A 14968-nucleotide genomic window follows, 5' to 3' on the forward strand; every position below is an offset into this window, starting at 1 on the left:
CAATTATGAAAAAGACACTCGCTACAACTGCTTTAGGAGCTGTACTCACACTCACCTCTTTGGGATCCGCATTCGCTGCCGAGGTTCCTGCACAATCTATCGGGAATGGACAACTGACAACGGCTGTTACGGTAACGGCAGCAAGTAATCTCGATGAAGCAACTCAAAGCAAGGTGAAAGCTATTTTCGATCAAATGCAGAAAGGAACGCTTACGAAAGAACAAGCCAAATCTCAGCTGAAAGAACTTGGTGTCGATGTGGATTTTGATTTCAACGCGGCTCATGACGGCATCAAGTTCAAGGGCAAAGTGACTTCCGTTAGCTTCGATGAAGCTACCAACGAAAAAGCAAAAGCCATTCTTGACCAAGCTCAAGCTGGTACACTCACGAAAGAGCAAGCTAAATCTCAGCTGCAAGAGCTCGGCATCGACTTGGATGTGGATTTCAGCAAAACAACTCATCGCGTTACGGTAAAGATGGATGAGTCAAAATTCGGTAACCTTGACGATGCTGCCAAGGAAAAGGCAAAAGCTATTCTTGAGCAAGCCCAAGCCGGCTCCCTTACAAAAGAACAGGTGAAAGCTCAGCTGCAAGAGCTTGGCATTGACATGGATGTGAATTTCAGTAAAGCAGCTCATGGCGTTATGGTAAAGATGGATGAGTCAAAATTCGGTAACCTTGACGATGCTGCCAAGGAAAAGGCAAAAGCTATTCTTGAGCAAGTGAGAACAGGAGAGCTTAGCAAAGAGCAGGCTAGATCACAGCTGCAAGAACTTGGCATCGAATTAAATATGGATTTCAGCCCGGCTCACAACATGAAGAAAGAAACAAAAGCAATTCACTTCGATGATGCTACCCAACAAAAGGTAAAAGCCCTCTTTGATCAATCAAAAGCAGGTACAATCACGAAGGAGCAAATGAAAAAACAACTCGATGAAGTTCTTGGTGTCCAAACCCTTGATATCCATGTAGAAAAATAATCAAAAAAAATCCTGGTTCTCAAGCTACGTAGAGATGTCCAAAAGATAAACACGACCCGTGAGATTGCTATTCGGCAGCCTCACGGGTTTTGTATGTTAACATTAAACTCTTTTCCAGATAAGACCTCCACGATCTCTAGATAAAATCCTTGCTGGCTCCATCTAGACTCCAGATGAGTCCTTTACATTAAAAATATGAAAAAGGAGGTTACCATTTATGAATTTTATCAAACGTGCATGTTTAAGTGTACAAGCAAGAAAGGGTAAGTCCTTGATCTTATTCGCCGTTTTTTTAGTGCTTACTAATTTAGTATTAGCGGGATTCGCCATACAGAATGTCACAAAGACAGCGAATGATCTAGCCAGGAAAAAGTTAGGAGTGGATGTGACACTAGGATTAGATGGAGAAAAGTTTCAAAAGTACGTACAAAAACAGAGACTTGAGAATCCAAATGAAAGAATACATCGTCCGGAAATCTCTACAGAGGAAGCAGATAAGTTAGCCGAATCTCCATATGTAAAAGAGTTCAACTATGTAAAAGACAGTCAAGGCGTAGCCGATGGCTATACCCCCATTAATGCCGATCAAGGAGATAACGCGGTAGGCGGTTCCGTAGGCGGAAGCCAAGGGAACATTAAAATGCCAAACACGCTCATTCAAGGCGTTCGAATTTCTGATTTGCTAAAAGAATTTGCGGACGAAACGAATAAAATTATCGATGGCCGTTCCATAACACCGGAGGACAAGGATCAGAAAGTAGCCCTCGTCGAAAAACAATTAGCTGAACAAAACAATCTGCAAGTTGGCGATCAGTTAAAGATTCAAGCACAAGATGAAACATCGACAATAGATTTAGAGATTATCGGAATTTACGAAATGTCCACGATAGACAGTAACATGGAATCGGCACCGCCGCTGTTTCATCCGTCGAACAAAGTATATGTCTCGTACGGATCGTTAAAAGAATTTTCAGAAAATAAGGAAACGAAAGGGAGCCCCATTGATCAAGCCATATATTACTTGAATGATCCGAACCATATTGGGGATTTCAAAGCAGAAGGCAAGAAAACAGGCATTGACTTCGATCTATTTAAGCTCGATGCCCATGATGCATTATATCGCAAAATGGTGGGCCCGATTGAAAACGTAGCATCCACTTCGAAATGGATCATATACCTGGTCTCTTTTGCAGGAGCCATTATCTTAGGTCTTATTATTACGTTGGCCATAAAGGAGCGAAGGAAGGAATTGGGGATTCTGCTCGCGATTGGCGAGAAAAAAGGGAAATTAATCGGACAACTATTAGTAGAAGTATTGTGTATCGCTGCCCTAGCATTCAGCCTCTCTGTCTTTACAGGCGGGACCGTGTCTCAAAAAATGGGGGATAGTCTATTGCAGAATGAAGTTGCTTCTTATGAAGGGGATCAGCAGGCAGAAAATAATCCCGGATTCTCGTTTGGAATGATTCCTGACCAAGGTCAGGATGTGGAGCCAATTCATGATATTGATGTGCGAGTAACCTCCGAAGATATGTTGAAGTTAGGTGTGTTGGGTCTAGTCATCGCAATCTTATCAACCATTCTCCCAGCATTATCGATTCTTCAATTGAACCCAAAAGATATTTTATTAAAACATGAATAGAGGGGGATCTATATGGACGCTATATTGCAGTTCCAAAATCTAAACTACCATTATAAAAGCAATAATAAAAAATACACGATTTTAGATAACGTCAATTTTTCGTTTCAAGCCGGTCACTTTTATACGATTTTAGGACCATCGGGATCAGGAAAAACAACGACTCTTAGTTTAGCAAGCGGATTAGATATTCCTAGGAGCGGGTCTGTCTTATTCAAAGGAACAGATATACGGAAGATAGGGCTTGATTCCTATCGAAACAAACATGTCTCGATTATCTTTCAATCCTACAACCTTATTACGTATATGACAGCGCTTCAAAATGTAGTAACAGCCATGGAGATAACGGGAATCGATGTGGAAGACAAAAAGGAAAGAGCGCTTGAATTATTAAAAAAGGTAGGGTTAACAGAAATAGAAGCCAAAAGAAAGGTATTGCAGCTTAGCGGTGGACAACAGCAGCGCGTGGCGATTGCCCGTGCCCTATCTTGCAACGTGGATTTATTGATTGCCGATGAGCCTACCGGAAATCTAGATCAAGCAACTGCCTTTGACATTATCGAGTTATTCAAAGAGCTTGCCCATAAAGAAAATAAATGCATCATAGTCGTCACCCACTCTCCAGACGTGGCTAGACAATCAGATACAGCGGTATTTCTTGAACAAAAAGATTTAATAATCAAACATATGTAGTGATACATTTTGAAAACGAAAGGAATGAGAAAGATGTGGAAAAGAGTAATTTAATTTCGACTAGTGAAAACGAATGTTTCTTATTGATTAGGGTTTGTCAAAACGTAAAGATGAACTTCCTATATGGGGAGTTCATTTTTACACAAACAATTTTACATAGCCCAACATTATTATTTTCATAGAAAAAGCCTATTCCTTCTCTTCTTTGTTCGAGTTGGAATAAGCTTTTGAAAGTTTATCAAATGGTTGTCAGTTTTTAAATGTTTAGTTTATATTATACAATCTTAATTGTTAAGACAACACTATCTATTATTAATCCTCGTAATCATCTTCAATTCTAGGTATGAATGGGGATAGGAAGGGATCGCTATGCTCCATTACTTCTCCTCGAATTAATGTGTAGACCTTGAACTCATTGAAAAATTCTGCATCATCACTATCTCTTATATACAAAACTCCATAAGAGCCTGGAGCCAACACTCCCAACTTTCTTAATACGTCAATTGGACTATGTTTTATCACAGGTTTGTGATTATTAAGACCAGCTATCCAAACTTGAAAATCACCATTTACCCCTCTTATATCTAAAACACCAGAAGGCCACTCTAACTCATCGAAATACTTCTGAATTTCTTGAATTATTAACAAGTACTTTTCATCATCATCCTCAAATGAGGAACTCTCTCTGATGGTTGCCCATCCGTGATATTCGTACATGCCTATTCATCCTCTCATGGTTTTAAGGGCTTTGTATCAATAATTATTTCCACTCCGTATCTTGCAGCATACTCATTGAGTTGCCGCAGTACTCTATTATCGGGTTCTCCTTCAAAATGAAAATACGCTTTCCTGCCTGTCTCGTTAGCAGCTTCTATTGTGGCTTTTGCCTGTTTTCTGAATTGCTTATCTAAACTTTTCAATGGTGGCTTGGTTTGCGCAACATACTGATCGCTAATTGTATCAAATTCGCGTCCATTAGGATCATTCTTGAATTTAACTCTGGACTCACCATCTAGTTTTTTAGCCAACATATCGGCTGCTTCATCTTCTTTAGGAACCTTTACTAGTTCTCCTGAATATTGCCCATTAGCTTTTGGTGTCCCCTCATCGGCTGAATTCTTATTTTTTCCCGATGCAGATCCCGACGCTGAATTCTCCGGCTCGGTCCCAGGATAGTATTTCCGAACCTCGATCTGATTCTTCGTCGGCTCAAGAGGCTTCTGCGTAGACGATTTATAGTTTACATTTGGCCCATCATACGCCAGCTTATTCTTAGGCAATTGCCCAACAGACTTTTGTAAGGCTTCAAATCTTTCATTGATAAACGTCGTTGCTTGACCCCAGTTTACCTTAATTCCCTTAATATTGCTTCCTTTCGATATTCCTTGCGGCTTGATTGGCGGTTGTGGATTACGACTGCGGACAGCTCTAGCGCCAATAGCACCAGCTAATGCGTCAACCCCTTCACTCGTATGCTCCACGACAAAGAAGTAGTTCTGAGTCGCTATATCTGTGTCATCCTTGAATCTTTCATATATGAGCTTTGCGATATCATTTTTCTGCTCTGGTGTTAAATGCTGATCTTCCCATGCATTATATTGTTTTATATCAATTATTTGATGGTCAAATAAGACAGGATCAATATCTTGAACTCGAAAACGATTAGGCTCCCATCTATCGATGGAACTGTAGAAATCCAGCGCCTTCGATAAATTACGATTTGCTACTCGGACATCTTGCGGGATCTTGCTCGCCGCCATCTCCATCCCTTTGTTGAGAGCAGTCAGCAAGAATTGGACTAATATTTCTTTGGTCTCTGGGTTTCTCCAGCCCCTCTCATCGGTGAATACTTTGCCAAGCAGTATCTGTGCGGAATCAATAATATTTTTATAAAAAAAGCCTATTCCTTCTCTTCTTTGTTCGAGTTGGAATAAGCCTTCTAAGATTATTAAGTATGTTTGTCTATAATGGTGGTTTGTTGGTTGTAATGTAAAATTTCACAACAAATTTGCAAACCTAATATTTAACAGTTATTTTATTAAGCAGTTGAACTACTCACTCTTAATAGCGCTTCTCCCAGATCCAAAATACTCTTGAAAAAAACCGAAGTCAAACAATTTCCCCTGAAATTTCATTTGTTCATAATCTACTTTTTTTAACTTAGCTTGTTCTATGCTGCTGCTATTCATGAAATCAAATGGAACAGTCTCTGCTATATCAAATTTTAATGTTATTTTAGGCTTACATTCAGTTACAATCATTAAGGATATGTAACAATTATCAAGAAAAGACAGCTTCCCACCGCATTTACATACAATATCACCTTTATCAATTGTATATGGCCAACTATGATACTGCTCACGACCCTCGAGGAGATTACCTTCAATTATTTTGAAATCTGCACCCTTCACCCCTTCAATTTCAACCCTCATTTTCCCAAACACAAAAAGTGAATCATCTTCTATATTAAGGCCCTGATTTTGTATTTGATCTTTAAAATCATAAATATTAATAACAGTATTAATAAGCTCAAATTCATATATTCCTCTGATATCACTCGGAAAATTCAAAAAAATTGTCGGTGTAAATTCTCCATCACCATCCACAATTGCATCAAATTCTTCATTACTTATGTCTAGAGTAAGAACCATTCACTATAACCTCACTTTTTTATAAAGGTATACTGATCTAACATTGGCGATTTAATATTTTCACCATCTGTAGTTAAATAACTACCATCATTGGGTATTTCCCGTCTTTCGCCCTTTATTTTCAACCCTTTATCGTCTAATGTTCGCACCAGTTTATTCATATTAGAGCGCGACCCAGTAATAATAATTTCCCCATTTCTTGATAAAACCCTTGTTACTTCAGTATTCAATGGATCATAGCCATATGGGTTCTCTATAATGATTTTACTCTGGCTCCCTGTCTTAATATTAGTTAATTTTGTTGCATCTCCGTAATGCACACCAGAAGCCTTAGGGTCTATATCAATATTGTATGCACCTTCTGTAGGTTTGCCTCGTGCCCCAATATTTAGTGTTCCATTTTCATCAGCGGGTTTTTGCAAATATTGGTTTGAGCTTTTACTCGTCCCCTCACCGCTTGAATTCTTATTTTTGCCCGACGCAGATCCCGACGCTGAATTCTCCGGTTCGGTTCCAGAATAATATTTCCGCACTTCGATCTGATTCTTCGTCGGCTCAAGAGGTTTCTGCGTAGACGATTTATAGTTCACATTTGGCCCATCATACGCCAGCTTATTCTTAGGCAATTGTCCAACAGACCTTTGTAAAGCTTCAAGTCTATCATTGATAAACGTCGTCGCTTGACCCCAGTTTACCTTAATTCCCTTAATATTGCTTCCTTTCGATATTCCTTGCGGCTTGATTGGCGGTTGTGAATTACGACTGCGGACAGCTCTAGCGCCAATAGCACCAGCTAGTGCGTCAACCCCTTCACTGGTATGCTCCACGACATAGAAATAGTTCTGAGTCGCTAAATCTGTGTCATCCTTGAATCTTTCATATATGAGCTTCGCGATTTCATTTTTCTGCTCTGGTGTTAAATGCTGATCTTCCCATGCATTATATTGTTTTATAAATTTACACAAAAAAATCCTATTCCATCTCTTCTTCAAGCTGGAATAGGATTTTGACAGTTTTTTAAGTATTTTGTCAAGATGTTTTGTGATTTGTTATATTGGACGATCTTGTTATTAGGGCTCTAAATTAAAGAAATTATCCATTACAATTCCGGGTCTAGTATATATCTCTTTTTCAATTTGTTTTGTTCATCAAAAACATAAATAGTTTCACAATTTGGACAACGCCATACACTGTTTCTTGGGTTAGGTAAATCTATAATATCTTTAATATCAGTTGTGATTTCATCCCATTCACGATCCGTGTAAGCCCAAATAGTTACATCATCTGGTGATTGGCTATTTGAAAGTACATATCCACACTTACATTGAAAAGATGCCATTTTAGCTTATCCCCTTTTATTTATTTTTAATATCAGATCCGTCATTTAACCAAATCTCTACATTTCCTTTTCCCCCTGTCTTTCTATTAATTATTTCTATAATCTGTTTTGCATCTTCAGTTGTGTATCCAATCTTCCTACCATCTATAACAACATTTTCTCCTTGTCTATTTATTGCCTCCACAGCCTTTTTAGATGTGGTATTTATATTTTTGCTATTAGCTGTCTTGGCCTCTACAATCAATCCATTCACATTGAAGTCAGCACCTGGAATTAAGTTTCCATCTGTCCCTTTAACATCTGCTAACTTTTCTACATTTTTACCCCCTTGCAGCCATTTATCGGCAATCTTAAATTCGTCAGCGTTCTTAAATTCTTTTACACCCGAGATATTTCCTTTCCATTTCTCAGGACTAATAACTCCTTCACGTGCTCTTTGCATTAATGTATTTTTTTCAAACTCACTTAGATGATTAAAAGACTTTATTATTTCCTTTTGTCTTTGGGAAAGGCTTGCTGAAGCATCTTTCCCCGTCCCATTGCCGCTTGAGTTCTTATTTTTTCCCGATGTAGATTCTGTTGCTGTATTCTCCGGGTTGCTCCCCTGATAATATTTCCGAACCTCGATCTGATTCTTCGTCGGCTCAAGAGGCTTCTGCGTAGACGATTTATAGTTCACATCTGGTCCATCGTACGCCAGCTTATTCTTAGGCAATTGCCCAACAGACCTTTGTAAAGCTTCAAGTCTATCATTGATAAACGTCGTCGCTTGACCCCAGTTTACCTTAATTCCCTTAATATTGCTTCCTTTCGATATTCCTTGCGGCTTGATTGGCAGTTGTGGATTACGACTGCGGGCAGCTCTAGCGCCAATAGCACCAGCTAGTGCATCAACCCCTTCACTGGTACGCTCCACGACAAAGAAGTAGTTCTGAGTCGCTATATCTGTGTCATCCTTGAATCTTTCATATATGAGCTTCGCGATATCATTTTTCTGCTGTGGTGTTAAATGCTGATCTTCCCATGCATTATATTGTTTTATATCAATTATTTGATGGTCGAATAAGACAGGATCAATATCTTGAACTCGAAAACGATTAGGCAAATCCCATCTATCGATGGAACTGTAGAAATCCAGCGCCTTCGATAAATTACGATTTGCTACTCGGACATCTTGCGGGATCTTGCTCGCCGCCATCTCCATCCCTTTGTTGAGAGTCAGCAAGAATCGTACTAATGATTCTTTGGTCTCCGGGTTTCTCCAGCCTCTCGCATCGGTGAATACTTTGCCAAGCAGTATCGCAAACTCCCTTTGCATTTCCAGCTGAACCATTTCTTCCTCACTGAGCAGGCCTGTTGCCGTCCCCCCGCCTCCGCCTGACGGCAACCCGATCCGGAAGCCGCTGGAAGAGGACATCATGCCGAGAACACTTAGTGTCGAGCCTACTAGCGAGCCAACCACTCCCGCTACCGGAATCATGCCCAGCAGACTGAGCGCCGCACCTGCCAGCAACCCGATTTGAGCCCCAGTAACGCCTTGCGATTCGGCTGCCGCCATCTTCGCAGCTTGCCCGGCCTCATAGACTTCCACCGTCATCAGCGGTGGCTCCGGCACTGGTGTAAGCGGGGTCACATGCACCGGCGACCTCGCAGTGCCTTCCTGATGCAGAAGATCTGAGCGAATATCCGAATCGCCGTCCAAAATAAGACTGCTCTCGCCTCCGCGCAAATAGAGCGAATGCCCTGCTTTCATGCTTACTTGCTGGCCTGCCTTGACCATAATGTCCCGGCCGCTTATTGCAAGACTATTCGTGCTATGAATATGTACGCCGTTGCCTTCATTCAAGCGGATATTCAAGCCGCCGCCCGCTTCCAGCTTCAATTCAGTACTTCCCATGCTGATCCGCTTGCCACGCTTGCTGCTCCATACTTTCTCATCGGGTTTATCAACGTCAGCATGCTGACGCAGTGAGCCCCGTACTACGGCTTCTGCCTCATGTGCCGAAGGCAAATATAACTGCGCTCGATCTCCCGGCTCCGGCATCCAATACAAGCCGCTGTTTCCCTCAGCTGCGTAGCTTGTTACATACGGGAACCAACAGCCTTCCGAAACAGCATCCTTGCCATCCATATCCAACCGCAGCCTTACCCGATCCCGCTGCACCCCGATAACAATCCCGCTGAGCACAGCGCCTGTCGCCTGCCAATTCTCTGTACGCTGACAGATAACATCTTCCTCGGCACAAAGTTGATAGGTGTGCAATAGAAGCCCGCTCTTCATCTCGCTTACGATTTCGGTTACAACCGTCTTTAGGCCGCTTGGCAGGCTAACGCGATCACCCAGAACGAAGCATCTTCCGCTCTCTAGCGAATACACGGTTGAGGACGACGAACCGAACCCATTCCCGAATAGCAACTTCTGCTCTTCATGCCCCAGCAAAGAACGAAAGCTCTTTCGAACCCGATACGGCTCTTGTTCATCCAGCCTCCAATGCTTTCCGGACGGTAAGCCGAAGAACAGCTTCGGAGATTCTGCGGTAATTTCCGGCACTAACACCGTGCCAAGCCGTGAGGCCATCCGCTTCAAAAACGACCAGTCCGTCTCCTCATATTGTAAGGTAAAAGATCCCAACGTGCTACCTTCGCTTGCTGTATCGATTGAATCCGAACGCGCATAGTCCTTCAGTACTCGTTCCAGGACATCCTCATAAGTCGTATGCTCCGGCTGGAATGAACGGCTCTTAGGTCGTACATCCAGCTCATAGCTCCAGGAAATCGCTTCTAAAGTCAAGACATATACACTGCGCTCCGCCTGTATGGTACGAGTCATCACCTGACCACAAAACAACGTTCGGACTACGGAACCGTCATCTCCTAGCTGTTCTACCTTTACGGACTTGCCATAATCATACGCCTCAATATCCCGATCGCCACGCTCCTCCGCCAGCAGGGCGCGCATATGCAGCCGGGCATGCTCATTCACTCGCTTCTCGATTCGCAGCTCATGGATTCGCTGTATATCATGCGCCCACACCACACGGATATGACCGTAGCCTGCCGCATTTTCTGCGCTTAGCATACTCTTCTCCAACTTCTCCCCTCCTTGCATGATTTGATTACTGGAAACGGGAATGTATTGTTCTATCGTCTATGCGCGTATTCCCCATCAATCCAGTTCCTGTCCGTCGTCCTCAATGCGAATGACACCGCCATAAAGGCATTGGTGCGTACAACCACTAAGCAAAGCTGGTTGTCCCGCCACATGAACATCATGTTTGCCGTTCAACCAAGGAATGGTCATAACCGGAATGCAGGGAGCTTTCTTCACCCCATAAATATCAACCAAATTACTGCTCTGTACGGCCGGATTCATCGAACAAGAACAATTGCCAAAAGAAGAGATGTTCACGCCCGGCACGAAATCCCCAACGTTCATCTGAGCCTTGCCCTTCACGTATGTACCGTGGCATTCCGGCATTGTGAGCCGGGTCGGCTGAGTGCCGAAGCTGCAGCTAAGAATAGCACCGGCGACAACATAGCTACCTTTGCGCCCTTTTCCCGGTTGAACGCGGATATCCTTCTGTTGCTTCCCCAATCGCTCTAATCCCCTTTCTTTCATTCTGAGATCATGCTCAAGCAGAGTCGTTTCCTACACCGCTTAAACGAACTCTCACTCTTGATCCATTTCAACCTCAGCAAAATGAACCCCATATACATCCCGCCGAAGCAGACTCTCGGCAAGCGCCAGATTGGCGATCCATACTCTCTCGCGAATTCCATCCACCTGGAACAGTGGCCGATAGTTGTGCTTTCCTTCCAACACAAGCCGCTTCAAGCCCCCATCCTTGTGGAATTCGCTATCAGGCGAGAGGCAGCATAGGCGAGGCAGCGACGTCATCCAATAGACTTCCTGCCGTTCCCTTTTCATATCAGTCAAAATAACAGGACGCCAACGCAATTCAGGCATGTACAGCTCTATCAACCGCTTAACGCAATCCGATAACAAGGGCATGGACCGATCCAAATAATCGACATATTCGACGGCATTCCGTTCCCGTATCGGGAAGACAAGCGGCTGCTCTTCCACGCCGGCTTCTTCCTCTAGTCGGCTCACGATTCCGGGCGTCATCATATTCGGCTCTGCCCGATTCGCAATCCGTTCATCCGCAACAAGTCTGAATAACCGATTCATGGCCGTCCTCCCATTTCCCGCGATAGCAGGCGGTGATCCTCATCATCCCAATGTGCATCATTCCAGTTGACCTCCGTTACATCCGCGTCTTGAAAATCAGCTCCCGTCAAATCCGCCTTATCGAAGCGCGCCCCCTTGAGATTTGCTCCGCGGAAGACGGCATTCTTCAGCGTGGCTCCAGTGAACACTGCGCCAGGGAGGTTGGCTCGGGTAAAATCAGCACCCGTCAAGTTGGCCTTAGCGAATTGAACCCCTTCAAATATGGGTGAAAATCCGTCGAATGGCAGCACGCCCCGCTTGCCCTGGACGCCCCGGAACACCGCCAACGGCATGGAGCACCCGCTATAGTTCGCACCGCTAATAAGACTATAGGCAAAGTTGGCGCCATCCAACCGGCATTCCTGCCACAGCGTACCGATCAGAACGCCATCAAGAAAACGGCTGTTCGACAAGCAGCAGTCTCGAAATGCGCTGTACCGAAGATCAATCCCCGCCCAATCTCCCTCCGACAAATCCATAGCGTGAAAAGCTTCATATGCGTAATCCTCTTCATTTCCCTCTCGCAGCCATGACCGCACTTCCTCTGCAGCGCGCTTGCTCAAGTCCAGCCGGAACACGCCCTCGCTTTGATCCAAATATTCTCCTACCCGAACCTCGAATACTTCTGCCTTCTCCACAGCTTGGAACTCCGGCGATTGGGAAGCTTCCTGCATCGCCAGCCGAATCAGGCTGACCACGACGCGGTGTATGTGAACGGCCTCGCGCAGACGAATGCGCTCCAGATGTGCGGAATGAACGGCCCCCTTATATTCGCGGCTGGCCAGCTTCAATCTGTCTGCCAGCAAATCCAAGTAGCGATAAGCCCACAAGCCGCCATAGTAGCCTTCAACCGGTTCGGCGTCGAACAGCCACGAGCTGTCGGACGCTTGTACGAGATAGCGAGCTCGTCCCTGCGCAATGTCCGTTCTCAGCATAGAGTAGGTGATGAATCCAAGGCTTCCTTTTTTCCCGGAGAGCTGCTGTTCACGAATGACCTTGCACCATTGCCGGAAGCCATCGACAAATTCTTGCACCCATTCTTGCTTGGCTTCATCCCATTCTTGTCCGATTGCAGCGAGCATCTCGCTCCTCTCGCGAGGTACTGCTTCCTGAATGAAATGGGCTAACGCTGCTTCGCTGTTCATGACAACCTCCTCTTCCGCATGCTTAGTTCGACTTCACTTTGCTGCCCGTTAAGCGCGCCTGACGTCCCAAATGAAGCTGGCTGCCCTTGCAGCTCATATTCATTTCACTGCCTGCAGACAACACCATCTTGCGTCCGGCATTCATGGAGATATCCCCATCCGCAGTGATGCTGACTCCTTTGCTGCTGGCAATGTGAATGCCCTCATCATCGTTCAGTTGAATATAAATGGCGCCATCCTTCCCGGTAATGACGATTTCATCCGGAGCAAGCCTGATTTCTTTGCCGGATGGTGTACGGAATATTTTCACATCGGGATTGCTTAGCTTATTGCGTCCGCTCGGTTCAGCATTCTGGCGTACCGCACCGCCAGCGATGCCCTCCTCTTCCTTCTTTCCAGGGAAATAAACGGCTACTGGATCGCCTATCTCCGGCATGACGTACCATCCGGTGCTGCCTTCCGCCGAATAAGCGGTCGAATATCGGAACCAGCGCGCTTCCTCTTTCTTTTGCTCATGATCACATTCAAAGTGAACTTTCACCTTGTCCCCTGCCACATCAATCACTTTTCCGCGAATGGATGCACCGATCAAGCGCTCATGGCTATACTCCCTCTGCCGCAATCCTTTGTGAGAGCAGAGCACATACCGATGCTTCAGCATGCCGCCTTGCATCGTCGTCTGCGCTTCACGCACAAAGAGACTTTCTCCTTGAAATTGAATATGACTGCCTAAGTCGAATACCTCATCCGTTTCGATGTCATAGGTAATAAAATCGTTTTCTCCGACAGACGCGGCTTCATTTTCTACGAAATATCGGAACGGCGCCATTCGCTTGCTAACGGTATAATTCATTTGCTCCAACCGAATCACTCTTGAACCATCTGGAATACCGAAATAGAATTTGGGTTCATGGAATTGAGCTGCCGGAACTAGACTGGTATGGTATCGAGAGGCCATTCTCCGTAAAAACGCCCAATCCGTCTCCTCATACTGCAAAGCTATTCGCTGCAGCTTAGCCCCAGCAGTTGCTTCATCCATCACGTCAAGTCCCGGGTATTCCTTGCCTATCTGTTCAAGAAGTTGAGGAATCGTCATCTTTACATTCTGGAAAGATCTCGTCTTGGTCTTCACATCCATGACGTAGGTATGGGATATCGCCTCCACTTCCAAATAGTGAACGCCCTGCACGACTTGGATTTCGATAGAAAGTGCGATTCCCCGGAACAGTGGTTTGCTCCCACCGTCCGTATCCATTTGATTCAATTCAATAGAGGTGTCCGTATCGGTCATATCCACATAAAGCTTGCTCTTTTCCTCGGACACAATCCCCGTGAAGCGCAGCCGCGCATGCTCGTTGAGCTGCTTCGTCAGGGTCAGTTCCTGCAGGTGGACTAATTGGTATGGATGAATGCTCAAATTCTCATAAGTAAGACTCACTTCGTTTCTCCCCTTTCTCACTGCCGAGGGTTTGTATCGCCCGCATCATCGCATGGGCCACTGGCTTCCAGTTCCGCATGTCCATTGCACTGCATGAGAAAGAAACGAGTAGCGCGCTTCCTTCCAGCTCCTTGAACATCATGTAATAGTACAGCGTCCCGTCTAATACGGAAGCGGTGAATTCACAGTACCCTGCGCGCTCCCCTTCATCAGAATCCATCATGCCTTCATCGATCCAGGAACGGATAGGCTGTACCAAGCGAATCATGCGAGCCATCGTCTCCGTATAAACAGCAAGCCCCTCTTCTTCAAGCGGATCTTCTGTGAGGTTGATCGTTAAGTTCACGGTACCTTCATTGTTCGTATAAATTAGGAATGGACGATATACCGAAGGATATTTGATCGCAGCCTCCTGCTGAGTCATGAGGCGCCAAGTTTTCGGCATCCTTACGTGAAGCTTGCCCGCCAGCAAAGTCCGATCCGTTAGCGGAATCATTTGTCCGTTGACGCTTATTAGCGGATGATTGAGATCGATAGACTCTCGCTTAACGTTACCCCCTCTTTTGCTGCCTTCTCCCCCATCTTCTTCCCTCATCTCGCCGTCACGTTCCTGTCGTTCTTCCTCCAGTTCCATTCTCATAGCCAAAATTTTTTCATCCAAATGCTGCACCAAGCCTACCCCCTTTATCCCTATACTCCGAGTTCTTTCTGAAGTCCTAGGCTTTAGCATCAGAATAGGCGGAACAACCCACCTTATTTAGATATATTTTCCTATTATATTATAACGGCAAGAATACAATCTGATTTGATAGAAATGGAAAAAATAGATGTTAATATTTCTAAAGATGCAAA

The 14968-nt window shown here is 44.6% G+C and carries 14 protein-coding genes; 3 read left to right on the forward strand and 11 right to left on the reverse strand.

The features are described from left to right. The first annotated feature begins 5 nt into the window (after positions 1-5). From PBN151_RS02180 to PBN151_RS02190, 3 genes are all read left to right on the forward strand, one after another. Positions 6-980: a hypothetical protein gene (locus PBN151_RS02180; protein ID WP_072727450.1), complete on the forward strand. Its 975-nt coding sequence runs from the start codon at positions 6-8 to the stop codon at positions 978-980. 217 nt (positions 981-1197) lie between these two features. Then, the gene (locus PBN151_RS02185; RefSeq protein WP_072727451.1) at positions 1198-2622 is read left to right on the forward strand and encodes an ABC transporter permease; all 1425 of its coding nucleotides are present in this window, start codon (positions 1198-1200) and stop codon (positions 2620-2622) included. A 12-nt stretch (positions 2623-2634) separates the two neighbouring features. Then, entirely contained in the window at positions 2635-3312 is a 678-nt protein-coding gene (locus tag PBN151_RS02190; protein WP_072727452.1) for an ABC transporter ATP-binding protein, read from the forward strand. Between the two features lie 312 nt (positions 3313-3624). Here PBN151_RS02190 and PBN151_RS02195 read toward each other — a convergent pair whose 3' ends face one another. From PBN151_RS02195 to PBN151_RS02245, 11 genes are all read right to left on the reverse strand, one after another. Further along, positions 3625-4029: an Imm7 family immunity protein gene (locus tag PBN151_RS02195; protein ID WP_072727453.1), complete on the reverse strand. Its 405-nt coding sequence runs from the start codon at positions 4027-4029 to the stop codon at positions 3625-3627. 14 nt (positions 4030-4043) lie between these two features. Next, on the reverse strand, positions 4044-5072 hold the full coding sequence (locus PBN151_RS31710; protein ID WP_227774303.1) for a restriction endonuclease fold toxin: 1029 nt from the start codon (positions 5070-5072) through the stop codon (positions 4044-4046). A gap of 291 nt (positions 5073-5363) precedes the next feature. Continuing rightward, positions 5364-5963, reverse strand: a complete 600-nt coding sequence (locus PBN151_RS02205) for a hypothetical protein (protein ID WP_072727455.1) — start codon at positions 5961-5963, stop codon at positions 5364-5366. A gap of 11 nt (positions 5964-5974) precedes the next feature. Then, positions 5975-6955 (reverse strand): hypothetical protein, encoded by a 981-nt coding sequence (locus PBN151_RS02210; RefSeq protein WP_175560584.1) that lies wholly within the window; start codon positions 6953-6955, stop codon positions 5975-5977. Between the two features lie 107 nt (positions 6956-7062). Beyond that, positions 7063-7302, reverse strand: a complete 240-nt coding sequence (locus tag PBN151_RS02215) for a hypothetical protein (RefSeq protein WP_072727457.1) — start codon at positions 7300-7302, stop codon at positions 7063-7065. Between the two features lie 16 nt (positions 7303-7318). Beyond that, a complete protein-coding gene (locus tag PBN151_RS02220) occupies positions 7319-10393 on the reverse strand; it encodes a contractile injection system protein, VgrG/Pvc8 family (RefSeq protein ID WP_072727458.1) in 3075 nt (1024 codons plus the stop codon). A 75-nt stretch (positions 10394-10468) separates the two neighbouring features. After that, positions 10469-10897, reverse strand: coding sequence for a DUF4280 domain-containing protein (locus tag PBN151_RS02225; protein WP_227774304.1), 429 nt, complete (start codon positions 10895-10897; stop codon positions 10469-10471). Positions 10898-10972: 75 nt separating this feature from the next. Next, positions 10973-11494, reverse strand: a complete 522-nt coding sequence (locus PBN151_RS02230) for a hypothetical protein (protein ID WP_072727460.1) — start codon at positions 11492-11494, stop codon at positions 10973-10975. Beyond that, positions 11491-12678: a pentapeptide repeat-containing protein gene (locus PBN151_RS02235; protein ID WP_072727461.1), complete on the reverse strand. Its 1188-nt coding sequence runs from the start codon at positions 12676-12678 to the stop codon at positions 11491-11493. The genes PBN151_RS02230 and PBN151_RS02235 overlap by 4 nt, the downstream gene beginning before the upstream one ends. A gap of 22 nt (positions 12679-12700) precedes the next feature. Continuing rightward, positions 12701-14116 carry a phage baseplate assembly protein V gene (locus PBN151_RS02240; RefSeq protein ID WP_072727462.1) on the reverse strand — a complete coding sequence of 472 codons (1416 nt, stop codon included), beginning with the start codon at positions 14114-14116 and terminating at the stop codon, positions 12701-12703. Beyond that, the gene (locus tag PBN151_RS02245) at positions 14100-14786 is read right to left on the reverse strand and encodes a hypothetical protein (protein WP_072727463.1); all 687 of its coding nucleotides are present in this window, start codon (positions 14784-14786) and stop codon (positions 14100-14102) included. The genes PBN151_RS02240 and PBN151_RS02245 overlap by 17 nt, the downstream gene beginning before the upstream one ends. Positions 14787-14968: the final 182 nt, after the last annotated feature.

The organism is Paenibacillus sp. NAIST15-1 (assembly GCF_001894745.1).
Lineage (GTDB): Bacteria > Bacillota > Bacilli > Paenibacillales > Paenibacillaceae > Paenibacillus_B > Paenibacillus_B suaedae.